Genomic DNA, 15532 nt, shown 5'->3' on the forward strand with positions numbered 1-15532 from the left:
CCTTCGGTCATTCCATCACCGCCAGCGCCAGCACGTCGGCATCGGCCAGATAGCTGTCGGCCTCGGCCGCGGCGGTGACGGTGCTGCCCAGCCCCACCGCCTGCACCAGCGTCGGCGCCCCGGCCAGCCCGATCCAGAGCCCGGCCACCGTCGCCGTCGCCATGCCGCCCGCGAAACCGCCCAGCGCCGCCCAGCCGCCCAGCGCCGCCGCCAGCGCCGACACCAGCCCGCGCCGCCGCACCGGCAGCGCAGGCCGCGGCGGCACCGGCTTTCGCTGCGCCGCCTCGGCCTGGGTCGCAAGCCGGGTCAGAAAATCCCCGGACGGCGCCGGCGCCGCCGTGCGTGCCGCGCGAAAAAACCGTTCCAGATCAGCCTCTTCGAACTCAAAACGGTCAGTCATGGCCATACCCCAGTTCCGCCCGGCGCGGCGCCAGAAGCTGCGCCAGCGTCCGTTTCCCCCGCGCCGTCAGGCTTTCCACCGCCTCGACGCCAATCTCCATCGCCGCCGCAATCTCGGGGTTGGTCAGCCCCTCAAGATGGCGCAGCACCACCGCCTGCCGCTGCCGCGCCGGCAGCTGCGCCAGGGCCAGCTCCAGCGCCTGCGCGCGGTCGGTCTCGATCATCCCCTCCAGCGCCGAGACCGCCCCGTCGGGCAGCTCCGGCGCCTCGTCCAGCCCGACGCCGCGGCGCCGCCGCAGCCGGTCCGTCGCCAGATTGGTCACCACCCGGTAAAGCCAGGTCGAGACCTTGGCCTCGCCCGTGCGCCACTCGGGGGCGATCTTCCACAGCCGCAACAGCGCTTCCTGCGCCAGATCCTCGGCCTCGGCCCGGTCGCCCAGCATCCGCACCGCCAGCCGATAGGCCAAGGGCCCAAGCCGCTCCACCAGCGCACGCGCCGCCGCCCCGTCGCCGTTGCCGTAAAGCACCAGCAGGGTTTCGTCGGACAATGCGCGGATCTCGTCGAAGGCCATCTCCATCGGTCCCAAGCACTAACGCCAATGCGCCGTCGGGGCAACAGCGGCCCCCCGGATCAGGGGGCCGCCGCGCCTCCGGCTCAGTTCTGCGCCGGGCCGAACCAGCCCTGACCATCCTGCGGACCGCGCGGCCCGTGATCCCTCGGGCCATGATCGCCGCGGCGATCCTGCATCCGGTCCATCATCTTCGACCGCATCGCCGCGCGCGCCTGCGTCAGTTCCGCCTCGGTCACGGTGCCGTCATTGTCGGCATCGATCCGGTCGAAGAGCCGCGCCGGGCCGGGCGGAACCATCATCTCCGCCGCCGACAGCTTGCCGTCGCCATCCGCATCCTGCGCCGCGATCCGGTCCTTGATCCGCGCCTCGATGCGGGTTTTCTCCAGCGTCAGATCGGCCGCGATCATCTCCTCGGCGCTCAGCAGCCCGTCGCCATCCGTGTCGATGCCCTTGACCCGCTCAGCCCGGCCCGCCTGCACTTCGGCCCGCGTCAGCTTGCCGTCGCCGTCCTTGTCGAAGGCCTTGAAGTCGAACTGCGGCCAGACCGGCCCGGGACCACCGGCGGGCGCCATCTCCGGCGCGGGCGCTGCCGGGGCCTCCTGCGCCACCGCAGGCAGCGTCCCACCCAGCGCCACCCCCGTCGCCAGAACCGCCATCATCGTTTTCTTCAGGATCGTCGTCATCGTCGTCACTCCTTGCCGCGGCCCCAATTCCCGCCGCCGATGATCACAAAACGCCGCGGGTCGCGGTTTCCGTCGCGCCGCCTGCAAAAGACCTGCGCCCGGCATTCCCCTTTCGCCCCCGCGCGGGCTGCGGTTAGACTGGCGAAAACCCAGCGCGAGGCCCGATGAGCACCCCCGATCCCCAGCCCGAAAGATCCGCCCCCGACACATCCGCGCCCGACAAGACCTCCCTGCGCGATGCCGCCACCGTCCTCGTGTTGCGCCGCGACCTGCCCGCGGGCCCCGCGGTGCTGATGGGGATGCGCGGCGCCGGTGCCGCCTTCATGCCGTCGAAATACGTCTTTCCGGGCGGCGCGCTCGATGCCGCCGATGCCGCCGTGCCGCTGGCCCGGCCGCTGCCCGCGCCCGACGCCGCACGACTGGCGCTGGAGGCCCCCGCGGGGATCGGCCCGGCGCTGGCCGCCGCCGCGATCCGCGAATTATGGGAGGAAACCGGCCTGATCCTCGGCACCCCCGGCGCCTGGGACGGCCCGGTGCCCGCCGACTGGCAGGGCTTTGCCGCCACCGGCCATCGCCCCTCGGCCGCGGGGCTGCGCTTCGTCTTTCGCGCGATCACCCCGCCCGGCCGCCCGCGCCGCTTCGACGCGCGGTTCTTTCTGGTCGATGTGGCGGAAATCGCCTCGGACCCCGATGATTTCAGCCGCGCCTGCGACGAACTCAGCCATCTGCACTGGGTCGCGCTGACCGAGGCGCGGGCACTTGCCCTGCCCTTCATCACCGAGGTCGTGCTGGCCGAGGTGCAGGCCCGGCTCAGCTTCGACACGACCGAGCCCGGCTCGATCCCGTTCTTCGACAACCGCGGCCCGCGCGCGACATTCGCCCGGCTCGGCTGATCTCAACCGCCGATGCGCTTCAGATCATAGCCATTGAAATCAAGCACTTCGCGCGCGGCGGACAGCAGATCGCCGCGCCCCTTGCCCGGCCGCGCCAGCACCACCGCCCAAGATCCCGAAGGCGTGCCCAGCGCCGCCACCCGGTAATCCTGATCGACCCAAAGCACCCAGACCGGCTCGCCGCGATAGGCCTTGTCGGGCGCAAACCGCCCGCCCGGGCCGGTCAGCGCCGCCTGTCCTTGCAAGACCGCGGGCACCGCCCCCGTGCAATCGACCCCCGACAGCGCATAGGCGCCGCGCCCGTCCCAGCGCCAGCTCTGCTTCGCGCCCGCACAGCGCGGCGTCGCACTCATCGCCACCTGCCAGTCGCCGCCGAACCGCGCCGGATCGAACAGCGCCGCCGAGGTGATCATCACCTGCGGATCGCGCAGCGGCGCCGTGGGCGCGGGCGCTTTCGTCCCGCAGGCGGCCAGGGCCAAAAGCCCGGCCAAGATCATTCGACGCATTGGTTCCCCTCGATCCCCGCATCATTCAACACGGCATTGCAGCCCAAAAGCGGCTTTGCCGGGGCGCAAGTCCTTGAACGCGCCAGACATTCCCCCGCGCAATCCGAGCCCGCGCGGCAGGATTTGCCCGCGTCCGCCGTGCGGGTGATGCAATATTCCATCTTGCCCTGCCGCGCCCATTGCCCGCCCCTGCCTTCGCAGCTGGCCCGCGCCGCGGCCATCGCCTCGGGTCCGCCGCCCTGCAATCTGCCGTCGTCAGCGCCGGGCTTGCAGGCGGCCAGAACCGCGACCAGCAGCAGCGCCAGCGCCTCAGAACGGCATCGGATGGCCATGATGCACCCTTTCGATCGCGCTCAGAAGCGTCTTGTCCAGCCCCCGCCCCGCCGCATCAAGCGACTTTTCCAGCTGCCCGACCGAGGTCGCGCCGATGATCGGCACCACCGGGAAGGGCCGTTGCAGCACCCAGGCCACCGCCATCGTCACCGGGTCCAGACCCGCCTCGCGCGCCAGCCCGACATAAAGATCGGCGATCTCGAAGGCGCGCGGATTGGACCGCCCGCCCAGCTCGCGGTTGATCGACCGGCGCGAGCCCGCAGGCACGGCACCGCCCGCATATTTCCCGCTCAGCATCCCCGTCGCCAGCGTCGAATAGGCCAGCAGCGTGATTCCTTCCTGCACGCCCACCTCGGCCAGATCGGTGTCGTAAAGCCGGCACATCAGCGAATATTCGTTCTGCAGGCTCGCCACGCGCGGCCCATGCCCCGCCTCCGCCAGCCGCAGCGCCGTCATCACGCCCCAGGCACTGTCATTCGACAGACCGAAATGCCCGATCTTGCCCTCGCCGCGCAGCACGGCCAGCGTCTCGAGACAGGCGCAAAGATCTTCCTCGATCTCGGCCTTGCCCGGCTGTTTCGTCGCGTCGAACTTCCAGTTCTGCCGGAAATGGTAATCGCCGCGGTTCGGCCAGTGGAACTGATAAAGCTCGATGTGATCGGTCCTGAGCCGCCGCAGCGAGCCCTCGACCGCGGTGCGGATCGTCGCCGGGGTGATCGGGCCGCCGTCGCGCACCGCCTTCATCGCATTGCCCGCGATCTTCGTCGCCAGCACGACATCGCGCCGCCGCCCGGTCTTCGCAAACCAGCTGCCGATGATCTCCTCGGTGCGGCCGACGGTTTCGGCGGAAATCGGGTTGACCGGGTAAACCTCTGCGGTGTCGATGAAATTCACGCCGCGGTCGAGCGCCAGATCGATCTGCGCATGGCCCTCGGCCTCCGTGTTCTGCGTGCCCCAGGTCATCGAGCCCAGACACAATTCGCTCACCATCAGACCGGTGCGCCCCAGTTCCACTTTCCGCATAGTGCCCCCTTCGGTTGGCGCGAACCCTGCCACAGCGGGGGGCGATTTGGAATCCCTCTCGACCCGCGCTCAGATCACTTCCGCCGGAACCAGCCCGCGAAGCGCATTGCCCAGAAAGAACCGCCCCTCGGCCAGATCAGACCAGCGCAGAACCGCCTCGCGCGCCCGGCCGGTGGCCAGCAGCTTCGCGCGCAGAACCCCCGGCAAAGCGCCGCAGCGCAGGGGCGGCGTCCACAGCAGATTGTCGCGCCACAGAAAGACATTGGTGATCGTGCCCTCGACCACCTCATTGCGTTCATTCAGAAAAATCGCCTCGTCCCAGGCTGCGGGCAGCTCCGCCCGGACCCGGTCATAAAGATGCCGCTCGGTCGATTTCACCTGCCGCCACGGATCGTCCGAGGCCACGCGCCCCTCGGCCAGCCCCACCCGCCACAGCGCCTTCGCCTTCGGCAAGGGCGCGGTCACCAGCTCTGGCCCGCCATCCAGCCCCACCGTCAGCCGCAGCCGCAACGGCTCCGCGGCGCTGACGGTTTCGATCATTTGCTCGACCCGCCACAGATCGCAGTCGATGCCCAGCCTCCGACACCCGGCCTCCAGCCGCGCCAGATGATGCAGGATCAGCGCCACCCCCTCGCGCGGGGCCCAAAGCATCGTCTCGATCAGCCGCACATCGGCGGGGGCGCCGTCACGAAGGCCGCCTTGCTCAGCGCTTCCGCCCATTCCGACACCCCCTCGCTGTCATGCACCACCCCGCCGCCGACATTCAGCACCGCCACGCCCGCCCGCAAGGTCAGGCTGCGGATGGCCACGTTGAACGCCATTCCGCCCGTCGGCGCAAGCCAGCCGATGGAACCACAATAAACGCCGCGTTGATCGGGTTCGAGGTCGCGGATGATCTGCATCGCGCGGATCTTCGGCGCCCCGGTGATCGAACCACAGGGGAAAAGCGCCTGACAGATCGCTTCGAAATCAACCCCTTGCCGCAGCTGCGCCGTCACGGTCGAGGTCATCTGATGCACCGTCGCATAGGTCTCGATATCGTAAAGCGCGGGCACTTTGACCGATCCGATCTCGGCAATCCGGCTCAGATCGTTGCGCAGAAGATCGACGATCATCAGATTTTCGGCGCGATTCTTTTCGGACGCCCGCAGCCAGTCCACCGCCTGCGCATCCGCCGCGGGCGTCGCGCCGCGCGCCACCGTGCCCTTCATCGGCCGCACCGTCGCCCGGCCCCGGGCGTCGATGGCGAAAAACAGCTCGGGCGAGCGTGAGAGCACCGCAAAGTCTTCGGTCTCGACCAGCACGCCATGGCCCACCGGCTGCGCCGCCTTGAGCCGGGCGTAAAGCGCGCGCGGATCGGCGTCACAATCGGCGCGCAGCGGAAAGGTCAGGTTGATCTGATAGACATCGCCCGCGGCGATATAGTCCTGCACCCGGGCGAAGGCCTGCAGGTAATCGGCCTGCGTCACGGCGGGGGCAAACTGCGGCGCCCGTGGCGCGGGCGCGGGGTCGGGCAAGGGCGCTTCGGGCGCGTCATAGACCCCGAAGAGCATCAGCGGCACCGCGCGACCCTCGGGCAGCAAGGGCGCGAGTTTCGCCGAAAAGGCATATCCCAGCTCGTAGCTCAGAAGCCCCGCCAGCCATTTTCCCGCCGCCCGCGCCCGGGCGATGGCGTCAAAGGCCGGACCGATTTCGGCCAGGGTCTCGGCCCGGATCACCGCGGACGGCCGCGCAAACCGCGCGGCCCGGCCCTCGGGACCGCGGTCGAATTCGAAACTCAGGCTGCCCACATCCCCCCCGCGCTCGCTTCGCCCCAATAAAGCGGGGTTTTGCCGCGCGGCAATGCCTCAACCGACAGAAAAATGCCACTCTCCGTCACCCAACGCCGGGCTGGCCTTGTCCAGCGCCAGATCCGAGCGCGAAAAGACGATCGGCGTGCGCAGACCGGGCAGGCCCTCGGGCGCAATCCGCATCCCCCGCGCGGCGATCTGCGGCTCGGCCAAAGCCTCGGCCACGTCGTTGATCGGGCCGCCGGGAATGCCCGCCGCTTCCATCGCCGCGATCAGATCGGCTTTCGGCCGCGCCGCCGTGACCTCGGCGATACGGGCGCACAGCGCGTCCCGATGCGCCACGCGCCCGGCATTGCTGGCATAATCCGGGTGCGCGGCCTCTGCGGTCAGACCCAGCATCGCGCACAAGGCCTGAAACTGCCGGTCATTGCCGCAAGCGATGATGAAATGCCCGTCTGCGGCCGGAAACACTTGATACGGAACGATATTCGGATGTGCATTGCCCAGCCGGTGCGGCACCATCCCGCCCAGAAGATGGTTCATCGCCTGATTGGCGAGCACCCCGACCCCGCAATCCAGCAGGCTCATGTCGACCTGCTGCCCGCGCCCCGACCGCGCCCGCTCGGCCAGCGCCGCTTGCACCCCGATGACGCCATAAAGCCCGGTGAAAATGTCGATCCAGGCGACGCCGACCTTTTGCGGCTCGCCGTCCTTCGGCCCGGTCAGATCCATGATCCCGCACATGCCCTGCACCAGAAAATCATAGCCCGGCTGTGCCGCGCGCGGCCCGGTCTGGCCAAAGCCGGTGACCGAGACATAGACCAGCCCGGGGTTTTCGGCGGCCAGGCTCTCGTAATCCAGACCGAACTTTTTCAACCCGCCCCGTTTGAAATTCTCGATCACCACATCGGCCTCGGCGATCAGCCGTTTCAGCCGCGCCAGATCATCAATGTTCGAAAAGTCACATTTGACCGAGGTTTTTCCCCGGTTTGCCGCCTGAAAATAGGCAGCTACGGTTTCAAAAGTACCATCGGGACGCAGCCGTTCGATGAAGGGCGGGCCCCAGCGACGGGTGTCGTCGCCCTCGGGCGCTTCCACTTTTACAACCTCGGCGCCGAGATCGGCCAGAACCTGACCGATCCAGGGACCGGCGAGTATCCGCGCCAGTTCCACCACCTTGAGCCCCTTGAGCGGCGCATCGGACATCGGACCCTCCCTTGCTGCACCCTTCCTAGCCCGGGGCGGCGGCCAGATCGACCGCCGTTTTCACCGCCAGATATGCCTTTTAGGCATGGGTTCAGGGCATCGCATGACCCGACATGTCGGGCGCCTTGCCCGCCGTCGTCACCATGAACTCCACCGGCACCTTGCCCGCATGGTCAAAGACCAGCGTTCCGGGCAAGAGCACGCCTTCGGCGATCGGTGCGGAAAGCCCCATGAACATCACATGCAGCCCGCCCGGCGCGAATTTCACCGTCGCCCCCGCGGGCACCTCGACGGCGGCGACATCGACCATCCGGGTCACGCCGCCGGCATCGGTCTCGCTTGCGTGCAGCATCGCCATCGTGGCGAAATCGACCTCGACCGCGGTCAACCGGTCGGCGCTGTCGCCCGCATTGACGATGGTGAAATAGCCCGCCGCGGCTTGCGCCCCGCTCATCACCGCCGGGATCGCCGGATGGATGATCGTCAGCGCCCCGGCCTGCGCCTCGTGCGCCTGACCCGAAACCGGCGCCAGCGCCAGCATCAGCGCGCAGAGCGGCGCCGCAATTCCCTTGATCATCTGTGTCTCCCCTGATCGCGCCCGCAGGCGGTGCCGCAAAGTGCCGCAGGCGGGCGCAAAGGGCAAGTCACCCCGCCAGCAAAGCCGCGTTGCCGCCCGCCGCCGTCGTGTCGACGCACAGATGCCGCTCATGCGCGACATGGGCAAGGTCGGGCGCCGCGGTGATCAGCGGCACCAGCGCCCCGGGCCGGGCGGCCAGCGCGCGGGCATAGGCACGGCCGGTTTCGGCCTCGCCCCACCACAGCACGCCCGCCAAAGGATCCAGCGTTTCCAAGGCCTTGGCGGGCACGGCCCCGGTTGCCTGCACCGCCTGCCCGCCCAAGACCACAACCGCCGCCGCCTGCGCTGCCGCCGCGTCACGCCCCGGTCCAAGGCAGAGGATCGGGCCGCGCAGATGCCGCGTCAGCCGGTTCAGCTCGCCCGTCGGACCGGGCAGGAAGATCTCGGCCAGCTGCGTTTCCACCGCTTCGGGCAGAACCGGCGTCGCCGCCTGCATCCAGCCGCCAGTCGCCGCGACCGGCTCGGGCGCATGGAAGCGGCCCAGATACAAAGGCCCGCCCGCCTTCGGCCCGGTGCCCGAAAGCCCCTCGCCGCCAAAGGGCTGGCTGCCCACCACCGCGCCGATCTGGTTGCGGTTCACATAAATGTTGCCCGCCCGGATCGTCTCGGCCACGGTTTCGACGCGGGCATCGATGCGCGAATGCAGCGCGAAAGTCAGCCCATAGCCACGCGCATTGATCGCCGCGATCACCGCGGGCAGGTCCTCGGCGGCGAATGTTGCAAGATGCAACACCGGCCCGAAGATTTCACGCGGAAGATCGGCAATGCCGCTGACGCGCAGCAGCGCCGGGGCAACGAAATGCCCGCCTTCGGGCGCAGTGCTGCGGTGCAGGAGGCGCCCCGCATTCTCGGCCAGATAGGCCTCGATTCCGGCCCGGGCCTCGGCGTCGATCACCGGGCCGACATCGGTCGACAGATGCGCCGGATCGCCCGAAACCAGCTCGTCCATCGCGCCTTTCAGCATCTCGATCAGATGGGGCGCGATGTCCTCCTGCACGTAAAGGCAGCGCAGCGCCGAGCAGCGCTGCCCGGCCGAACGGAAGGCCGAGGCGACGACATCGCGCACCGCCTGTTCGGGCAGCGCCGTGCTGTCGACGATCATCGCATTCAGCCCGCCGGTTTCCGCGATCAGCGGCGTGCCGGGCGCCAGATGCTCGGCCATCGTGCGGGCGATGATCTGCGCGGTCTCGGTCGAGCCGGTGAAAACCACACCCTTGACGCGCGGATCGCGGGTCAGCGCGGCGCCGACGGTCGGGCCGTCGCCGGGCAGCAACTGCAGCGCCGCCGCGGGAACCCCGGCCCGATGCAGCAGCCGCACGGCAAGGGCGGCGATCACCGGGGTCTGCTCGGCGGGCTTCGCGAGCACCGCATTGCCCGCCATCAAACCCGCCGCGATCTGGCCGGTGAAGATCGCGAGCGGGAAGTTCCACGGGCTGATCGCCACGACGGCACCGCGCGGGGAACGCGGGTCCGCGGCGCCCTCGGCCGCATAATAGCGCAGAAAATCAACAGCCTCGCGCAGCTCCGACACGGCATCGCCAAGCGTCTTGCCCGCTTCCTGCGCCAACGCGGCAAAGATCGGACCGAAGCTTTCCTCATACAGATCGGCGGCGCGGCGCAGCACCGCCGCACGCTCTGCCGCGGGCGACGACCAGACCTGCGCGGCATCGAGAGCCACCGCCACCGTCGCCGCATCGGCCTCGGTCACCTGCGCCACAACCGCCCCGCTGGCCGGGTTCCGCACCGGGCGCAGCGTGCCCGAGACCGGCCCGGCCACGATCGGCGCGGCGTCAGGCAGGGTCACGGCCCGCGCGGTTTCGATCCGCGCCAGAACCTCGGGGTCGCTCAGATCGAAGCCCTGCGCATTGACCCGGCCCGCACCGAAAAGATCCGCAGGCGCCAGAAGCCCGCGCGGTGCCCGCGCCATGGGCAGGGCCGCAAAGGGACAGGCCGCGACCTCACTTGGCGGCACGCTTTCGTTGACGATCTGATTGACGAAAGACGAATTCGCGCCGTTCTCCAGAAGCCGCCGCACCAGATAGGCGAGCAGGTCGCGATGCGCCCCCACCGGCGCGTAAATCCGGCAACGCCCGCCGGTTTCGCGCAGCACGATGTCATGCAGCCGCGCGCCCATCCCGTGCAGGCGCTGGAACTCGAACGGCCGTCCCGCGGCCATCTCCAGCACCGCCGCGACCGTATGTGCATTATGCGTCGCAAATTGCGGATAGATGCAATCGTCCAGCCCGAAAAGCTTTGCCGCAAGGCAGATATAGGCGACATCGGTGCCGGTTTTCGAGGTGAAAAGCGGAAAGCCCGGATGGCCCTCGACCTGGGCGCGCTTCATTTCGGCGTCCCAATAGGCGCCCTTCACCAGCCGGATGTTGATCCGCCGCCCGGTCGCCCGCGCCATCGCGGCCAGCGCGTCGATCGCCGCCCCGGCGCGCTTGCCATAGGCCTGCACCACGGCGCCAAAGCCCTGCCAGCCCGCGGTTTCGGGATCGGCCATCACCGCCGCCATGACGCGCAAGGACAGCGCCAGCCGGTCCTGTTCCTCGGCGTCGATGTGCAGCGCGATCCCCGCCGCCGCCGCCGCCCGCGCCAGATCGCGCACGACCGGCACAAGCTCGGCCATCACCCGCGCCTCCTGCGCCACCTCGTAGCGCGGATGCAGCGCCGACAGCTTGATCGAAATCCCCGGATTGGCCGCGATCGAGCCCTTGGTCGCCGCCGTGCCGATCGCCGTGATCGCCTGCGCATAGGCCCGCCGGTAGCGGTCTGCATCGGCCCGGGTCAGCGCCGCCTCGCCCAGCATGTCATAGCTGAAGGTGTAACCCTCGGCCTCGCGCTTTTGCGCGCGTTCCAAAGCCTTTTCAATGGTTTCGCCCAGAACGAACTGGCGGCCCATCTCGCGCATCGCCTGCCCCACGGCGGCGCGGATGACCGGCTCGCCCAGCCGCCGCATCGCGCCGCGCAGGGTTCCGGCGATGCCGCCCGCGCCATCGTCCAGCACCTTGCCCGTCAGCATCAGCGCCCAGGTCGAGGCATTGACCAGCGAGGAGGCCGCCGTGCCCAGATGCTTGCCCCAGTCCGAGGGGGCGATCTTGTCCTCGATCAGCGCGTCGATCGTCGCGGTGTCGGGCACGCGCAGCATCGCCTCGGCCAGACACATCAGCGCCACGCCCTCGCGCGTCGACAGCCCGTATTGCGCGAGGAAATGCTCCATCAGGCTTGGCTTCGCCTCGGCCCGGATCCGCGCCACCAGATCGGCGCCGCGCGCCGCGATCCGGTCAAGCTGCGGCTGCGACAGCGCCGCCTGCGCGACAAGCGCCGCCAGAACCTCGGCCTCGGGGGCGAATTTGGCCTGCGGGCCAAGGGCGGAAAGATCGGTCATGGTCGGGCACTCCTGGGGCGTTTCCCCGATGATACCAGCAAGGCGCTGGACGATGTGACCATTCAAAGCCATCATGACAGGCGATCCGACCAAAGATAGGGCCAAAAACGTGACCGACCCGATTGACGCCACCGACCGGCGCATCCTGCACGAGCTGTGCGCGAACGCCCGGATTCCGGTCACCGAGCTTGCCCGCAAGGTCGGGTTGTCGAAAACCCCGGTCGCGGCGCGCATCCGCGCGATGGAGGAGATGGGGCTGATCACCGGCTACCGCGCGATGCTCTCGCCGATCCAGCTGGGGCTGATCCATGTCACCTATGTCGAGGTGAAACTGTCCGACACAAGGCAAAAGGCGCTGGAGCAGTTCAACGCCGCGGTGCGCGAAATCCCCGAGGTCGAGGAATGCTACATGATCGCCGGGGGCTTCGATTACCTGCTGAAGGTGCGCAGCCATGACATCGCGGAATACCGCAAGATCATGGGGGAGAAGCTTTCGGCGCTACCGCATGTGGCGGCAACCTCGAGCTATGTCGCGATGGAAGCGGTGGTGGAGCAGAACTCCCCCAGCCTGTGATCTCAGACGATGCGCAGCCGCGGCGTGGCGCTTTCGCCCAGCACCCGGCCCACCGCGGCGGCATGATCGAAGCCGTGACGGCGGAAGGTCGACAGCACCGCCTCGACCGCCTCGGGCGCGCAGGCGACCAGAAGCCCGCCCGAGGTCTGCGGATCGGTCAGAAGCCCGCGGTCGAGATCCCCAAGGTCCGCGGGCAGGTCGATCCCGGCGCCGTAGCTTGCCCAGTTCCGCCCCGAGGCGCCGGTCAGATGGCCCTCGGCCGCGGCCTCCATCACGCCGGGCAGACGCGGCACCGCGGCCCAGCAAATTTCGATGTCGCAGCCCGATCCGCGCGCCATTTCAAGACCATGGCCGCCAAGGCCGAAGCCCGTCACATCGGTCATCGCATGCACGTCGTCCATCTCGCCCAGATCGGCGCCGGGCGTGTTCAGCTGCGTCACCGAGGCGATCAGCTCGGCTTCGGCAAAGGGCGGCAGCTGGCCCTTTTTCAACGCGCCCGACAGCACGCCGACGCCGATCCGCTTGCCCAGCACAAGCACATCGCCCGGCCGCGCCCCCGCATTGGTCTTGACCCGGTCGGGATGCACCAGCCCCAGCGCCACCAGACCATAGATCGGCTCGACGGAATCGATCGTATGCCCGCCCGCCACCGGAATGCCCGCCGCGGCGCAGACCTCGGCCCCGCCCTTCAGGATCGCGCCGATGGTGGCCTCGGACAGAACCTTGATCGGCATGCCGACGATCGCCAGCGCCAGGATCGGCCGCCCGCCCATGGCGTAGACGTCAGAGAGCGCATTCGTCGCGGCGATACGGCCGAAATCGCGCGCGTCATCGACGATGGGCATGAAGAAATCCGTCGTCGCGACAAGGGCTTGGCCGTCATTGAGCCGCCAGACCGCGGCATCGTCGGCGGTCGCGATGCCCACCATCAGATCCTTGGGCACCAAGGGCACGAGGGTATCGGAGAGGATCCGTTCCAGCACGCCGGGCGCGATCTTGCAGCCACAGCCGCCCCCATGCGACAGCGAGGTCAGCCGCGGCTCGGTCTTCGGGGCGGTATCGGTCATCGCGAACTCCTGTGGCGCCGAAACTGCGCGCTTATAGGCGCAGCCCCGCGCCGGGCCAAGCATGATTGCGCAAAACCTGCCCTGCGTCCCCGTCCCAGCTTGGATTTGGCCCAAAAGCCGTGTATCCGGCGGCGCGGCCCGGCCCGCGCGAGAGTCGCGCACCGCCGCCGTCAGGAGGACAGATGACCGGGAAGATCGTCGCATTCGTCGATGGCTCGATCTACGCCACAAGCGTGTGCGACCATGCGGCCTGGATTTCGAAACGCACCGGCGCGCCGGTGCAGCTGGTCCATGTGCTGCGCCCCTCGGGTGCGCCGGCGCTGACCGATCCCTCCGAACCGGCGCCGCTGGGCGCGCGCAGCGGGGTGATGGAAGAACTTGCGGCGCTGGACGCGCAGCGGGCGCGGCTGATGGCGGCGCATGGGCGCGCGCTGATCGACGACGCCCGGATGCTGCTGGAAAAGGCCGGTGTGGCCGAGATCTCGGCCGAGCTGCGGCAGGGCGATCTGCTGGCCACCGTGCAGGATGTCGAGGCCGAGGCGCGGGTGATCCTTTTGGGCAAGCGCGGCGAGGATGCCGATCAGGCGATGGATCATCTGGGCGCCAATCTGGAACGGATCGTGCGCTCCTGTGCGCGGCCGGTGTTTGTCGCCTCGCGCGCCTTCAAGCCGATCGAGCGGGTGCTGGTCGCCTATGACGGCGGCGTTTCGGCGATGAAGGCGGTCGATCACATCTCGCGCAGCACGCTTTTCCCCGGGCTGTCGGTGCAGATCGCCGCGGTGGGGCAGGCCACGCCCGAGGTGAAAAAGGGTCTGGAAGCGGCGCGGGCGATGCTGGCCGCGGCCGGGATCGCGGCGGAAACCACGGTGCTGGCGGGCCAGCCCGAGGCGGCGCTGCGCAAACTGGCCGAGGAAGAGAAATTCGATCTGCTGGTGATGGGCGCCTATGGCCATTCGCGGATCCGCAGCCTGATCATCGGCTCGACCACCACCGCCACGATGCGCGCCTGCAAGGTGCCGGTGGTGCTGATCCGCTGAGCCCGCTCAGAAGGCCTGCGCCACCTCGCGCAGGTCGGGCGGCGCCCGGCCGGGCGTGAAGACGCAACCGCACAGGGGCGCCGTCTGCGGCCCCGGGGGCTCTGCCGCCAGCCCGCGCGGCATCACCTCTGCCACGAAAAGCGCCAGTTGCAGCACCTTTTCGGCCATGTCGGCATGCGCCCGGGCGGCCTCCTCGGGGTAAAGCAGCGCCACATTGCGCCGGGCGACGATCTCGCGGCACAGCTCGCGGCTGGCGTCGAACCCCGGTCGGCACCGGCAACCCTGCCGGTGCAGCGACAAAAGCAGCGATCCCTCGACCATGCCCGGGGCCGCCCCCGCGCCGCAGCGCGCCAGCCAGGTCACCAGAATCTCCTCGGCCATGGCCAGCAGCCGATCCAGCCGCGGCAGCGGCTCGTGCCCCAGAATGCCGGCCTCCAGCCGGGCGATGATATCCGCAAAGGGCCCGGTCATCCGCAGGCCTCCGCCGCGCGCGGGGCCGCAATCCTGGGTTGTTTCCGGATGTGATAAAACGTCATGTGAGGCCCCTCCCCGGGCAGATCATGGTCGCGACGTCGCAGATGTTCCGCGCAAATGGGCTTGCGGTTTCTTTCGGCCTTCCGGCCATCCCGAACCGTTCCGGCCCGGCCTTTCACACGTCTGAGGCCCCTGCCGGGCCCGCCGGACCCCGGCGCCGGGCGGAGGCCTCCTGAAGCCCGGGGCCTGCGCCCGCTCAGCCTCAGGATGTATCAACTGTCGGCACGGATCCCCCGATTGTCAAAAGAATTCGTCGCCGCGCCGCGGCAGGGCAAAAGCCGCCGACGCCGGGCGCGCGCCCTCTTGCACTTTCGCCGCGGCGGGTCTTTCACTGGTCCCGAGCCGGCCCGGGGCCGCGCTTCGAAGAAAGGACTGACCATGCTGAAGACCATCGATCCGATCCTGACGGCGGACCTGCTTTACACGCTGCGCGCCATGGGCCACGGCGACGAGATCGTGATCGTCGATGCCAATTTTCCCGCCGAAAGCTGCGCGCGGGAGCTGATCCGGATGCCGGGGCTGAGCGCGACCCGGGTGATGGAGGCGATTCTCTCGGTGATGCCGCTGGATGACTTCGTGCCCGAAGCGGCCTTTCACATGGAGGTGGTCGGCGATCCGACGGCCGAGCAGCCGATCTTCGCCGATTTCCGCGCCATTCTGGCGCAACACGAAGGCCCGGCGGCGCAGCTGGGCCGGGTCGAGCGCTTCGATTTCTACGCCCGCGCGAAACAGGCCTTTGCCATCGTCGCGACGGGCGAGACCCGGCTTTACGGCTGCCTGATCCTGAAAAAGGGCGTGATCCGGCCGCAGGCCTGAGACAGGCAGCCGCCCGCAAGCGATCTTGCGGGCGGCTGCACGCCCCGGCGCCACGGGGGAGGAGAATGGGG

General features: G+C 69.2%; 17 protein-coding genes. 4 read left to right on the forward strand and 13 right to left on the reverse strand.

Features of this window, described 5'->3' with window-relative positions:
• Positions 1-7: 7 nt before the first annotated feature.
• The 3 genes from FBT96_RS18620 to FBT96_RS18630 form a co-directional block, all read right to left on the reverse strand.
• Complete coding sequence (locus FBT96_RS18620) at positions 8-400, reverse strand: hypothetical protein (protein WP_136909324.1); 393 nt, start codon at positions 398-400, stop codon at positions 8-10.
• Positions 393-977: an RNA polymerase sigma factor gene (locus tag FBT96_RS18625; RefSeq protein WP_136909355.1), complete on the reverse strand. Its 585-nt coding sequence runs from the start codon at positions 975-977 to the stop codon at positions 393-395. Before FBT96_RS18625 ends, FBT96_RS18620 begins: the two co-directional genes overlap by 8 nt.
• Before the next feature lie 77 nt (positions 978-1054).
• Positions 1055-1654, reverse strand: a complete 600-nt coding sequence (locus FBT96_RS18630; RefSeq protein ID WP_249306567.1) for an EF-hand domain-containing protein — start codon at positions 1652-1654, stop codon at positions 1055-1057.
• Between the two features lie 164 nt (positions 1655-1818).
• Here FBT96_RS18630 and FBT96_RS18635 point away from each other — a divergent pair, with 164 nt between their 5' ends.
• Entirely contained in the window at positions 1819-2547 is a 729-nt protein-coding gene (locus FBT96_RS18635) for an NUDIX domain-containing protein (protein ID WP_136909326.1), read from the forward strand.
• A gap of 2 nt (positions 2548-2549) precedes the next feature.
• On the opposite strand, the gene FBT96_RS18640 is transcribed toward FBT96_RS18635, so the two are convergent.
• The 8 genes from FBT96_RS18640 to putA all read right to left on the reverse strand — a co-directional run bounded on the left by FBT96_RS18640 (position 2550) and on the right by putA (position 11433).
• Positions 2550-3053: a lipocalin/fatty acid-binding family protein gene (locus FBT96_RS18640; RefSeq protein WP_136909329.1), complete on the reverse strand. Its 504-nt coding sequence runs from the start codon at positions 3051-3053 to the stop codon at positions 2550-2552.
• On the reverse strand, positions 3041-3385 hold the full coding sequence (locus FBT96_RS18645; RefSeq protein ID WP_136909331.1) for a hypothetical protein: 345 nt from the start codon (positions 3383-3385) through the stop codon (positions 3041-3043). The genes FBT96_RS18640 and FBT96_RS18645 overlap by 13 nt, the downstream gene beginning before the upstream one ends.
• Positions 3363-4409 (reverse strand): aldo/keto reductase, encoded by a 1047-nt coding sequence (locus FBT96_RS18650; RefSeq protein WP_136909333.1) that lies wholly within the window; start codon positions 4407-4409, stop codon positions 3363-3365. Before FBT96_RS18650 ends, FBT96_RS18645 begins: the two co-directional genes overlap by 23 nt.
• 69 nt (positions 4410-4478) lie before the next feature.
• Positions 4479-5129, reverse strand: coding sequence for an aminotransferase class IV (locus FBT96_RS18655; RefSeq protein WP_136909335.1), 651 nt, complete (start codon positions 5127-5129; stop codon positions 4479-4481).
• Positions 5069-6199 (reverse strand): aminodeoxychorismate synthase component I, encoded by a 1131-nt coding sequence (locus FBT96_RS18660; protein ID WP_136909337.1) that lies wholly within the window; start codon positions 6197-6199, stop codon positions 5069-5071. The genes FBT96_RS18655 and FBT96_RS18660 overlap by 61 nt, the downstream gene beginning before the upstream one ends.
• Positions 6200-6256: 57 nt before the next feature.
• Entirely contained in the window at positions 6257-7405 is a 1149-nt protein-coding gene (locus FBT96_RS18665) for a CaiB/BaiF CoA transferase family protein (protein WP_136909339.1), read from the reverse strand.
• A 91-nt stretch (positions 7406-7496) separates the two neighbouring features.
• Positions 7497-7982: a cbb3 -type cytochrome c oxidase assembly copper chaperone PccA gene (gene pccA, locus FBT96_RS18670; protein WP_136909341.1), complete on the reverse strand. Its 486-nt coding sequence runs from the start codon at positions 7980-7982 to the stop codon at positions 7497-7499.
• A 67-nt stretch (positions 7983-8049) separates the two neighbouring features.
• Positions 8050-11433 (reverse strand): bifunctional proline dehydrogenase/L-glutamate gamma-semialdehyde dehydrogenase PutA, encoded by a 3384-nt coding sequence (gene putA, locus FBT96_RS18675; RefSeq protein ID WP_136909343.1) that lies wholly within the window; start codon positions 11431-11433, stop codon positions 8050-8052.
• Positions 11434-11542: 109 nt separating this feature from the next.
• On the opposite strand from putA, the gene FBT96_RS18680 reads away from it, so the two are divergent.
• Positions 11543-12007, forward strand: coding sequence for an Lrp/AsnC family transcriptional regulator (locus tag FBT96_RS18680; RefSeq protein WP_136909345.1), 465 nt, complete (start codon positions 11543-11545; stop codon positions 12005-12007).
• Positions 12008-12009: 2 nt separating this feature from the next.
• Here FBT96_RS18680 and selD read toward each other — a convergent pair whose 3' ends face one another.
• Positions 12010-13074: a selenide, water dikinase SelD gene (selD, locus tag FBT96_RS18685; RefSeq protein WP_136909347.1), complete on the reverse strand. Its 1065-nt coding sequence runs from the start codon at positions 13072-13074 to the stop codon at positions 12010-12012.
• Between the two features lie 182 nt (positions 13075-13256).
• Between selD and FBT96_RS18690 the strand changes: the two genes are divergently transcribed.
• Positions 13257-14111: a universal stress protein gene (locus FBT96_RS18690; RefSeq protein WP_136909349.1), complete on the forward strand. Its 855-nt coding sequence runs from the start codon at positions 13257-13259 to the stop codon at positions 14109-14111.
• A gap of 6 nt (positions 14112-14117) precedes the next feature.
• On the opposite strand, the gene FBT96_RS18695 is transcribed toward FBT96_RS18690, so the two are convergent.
• Complete coding sequence (locus FBT96_RS18695; protein ID WP_136909351.1) at positions 14118-14582, reverse strand: hypothetical protein; 465 nt, start codon at positions 14580-14582, stop codon at positions 14118-14120.
• A 441-nt stretch (positions 14583-15023) separates the two neighbouring features.
• Here FBT96_RS18695 and FBT96_RS18700 point away from each other — a divergent pair, with 441 nt between their 5' ends.
• A complete protein-coding gene (locus FBT96_RS18700) occupies positions 15024-15461 on the forward strand; it encodes an RbsD/FucU family protein (RefSeq protein ID WP_136909353.1) in 438 nt (145 codons plus the stop codon).
• Positions 15462-15532 lie beyond the last annotated feature (71 nt).

Source organism: Rhodobacter capsulatus (assembly GCF_005144475.1).
Lineage (GTDB): Bacteria > Pseudomonadota > Alphaproteobacteria > Rhodobacterales > Rhodobacteraceae > Rhodobacter > Rhodobacter capsulatus_C.

Bases quoted from the DNA above. Each gene is read 5' to 3' on its own strand.
- FBT96_RS18620 (WP_136909324.1), bottom strand. From the start codon at position 400: ATGACTGACCGTTTTGAGTTCGAAGAGGCTGATCTGGAACGGTTTTTT.
- FBT96_RS18625 (WP_136909355.1), bottom strand. From the start codon at position 977: ATGGAGATGGCCTTCGACGAGATCCGCGCATTGTCCGACGAAACCCTG.
- FBT96_RS18630 (WP_249306567.1), bottom strand. From the start codon at position 1,654: ATGACGACGATCCTGAAGAAAACGATGATGGCGGTTCTGGCGACGGGG.
- FBT96_RS18635 (WP_136909326.1), top strand. From the start codon at position 1,819: ATGAGCACCCCCGATCCCCAGCCCGAAAGATCCGCCCCCGACACATCC.
- FBT96_RS18640 (WP_136909329.1), bottom strand. From the start codon at position 3,053: ATGCGTCGAATGATCTTGGCCGGGCTTTTGGCCCTGGCCGCCTGCGGG.
- FBT96_RS18645 (WP_136909331.1), bottom strand. From the start codon at position 3,385: ATGGCCATCCGATGCCGTTCTGAGGCGCTGGCGCTGCTGCTGGTCGCG.
- FBT96_RS18650 (WP_136909333.1), bottom strand. From the start codon at position 4,409: ATGCGGAAAGTGGAACTGGGGCGCACCGGTCTGATGGTGAGCGAATTG.
- FBT96_RS18655 (WP_136909335.1), bottom strand. From the start codon at position 5,129: ATGGGCGGAAGCGCTGAGCAAGGCGGCCTTCGTGACGGCGCCCCCGCC.
- FBT96_RS18665 (WP_136909339.1), bottom strand. From the start codon at position 7,405: ATGTCCGATGCGCCGCTCAAGGGGCTCAAGGTGGTGGAACTGGCGCGG.
- pccA (WP_136909341.1), bottom strand. From the start codon at position 7,982: ATGATCAAGGGAATTGCGGCGCCGCTCTGCGCGCTGATGCTGGCGCTG.
- putA (WP_136909343.1), bottom strand. From the start codon at position 11,433: ATGACCGATCTTTCCGCCCTTGGCCCGCAGGCCAAATTCGCCCCCGAG.
- selD (WP_136909347.1), bottom strand. From the start codon at position 13,074: ATGACCGATACCGCCCCGAAGACCGAGCCGCGGCTGACCTCGCTGTCG.
- FBT96_RS18690 (WP_136909349.1), top strand. From the start codon at position 13,257: ATGACCGGGAAGATCGTCGCATTCGTCGATGGCTCGATCTACGCCACA.
- FBT96_RS18695 (WP_136909351.1), bottom strand. From the start codon at position 14,582: ATGACCGGGCCCTTTGCGGATATCATCGCCCGGCTGGAGGCCGGCATT.
- FBT96_RS18700 (WP_136909353.1), top strand. From the start codon at position 15,024: ATGCTGAAGACCATCGATCCGATCCTGACGGCGGACCTGCTTTACACG.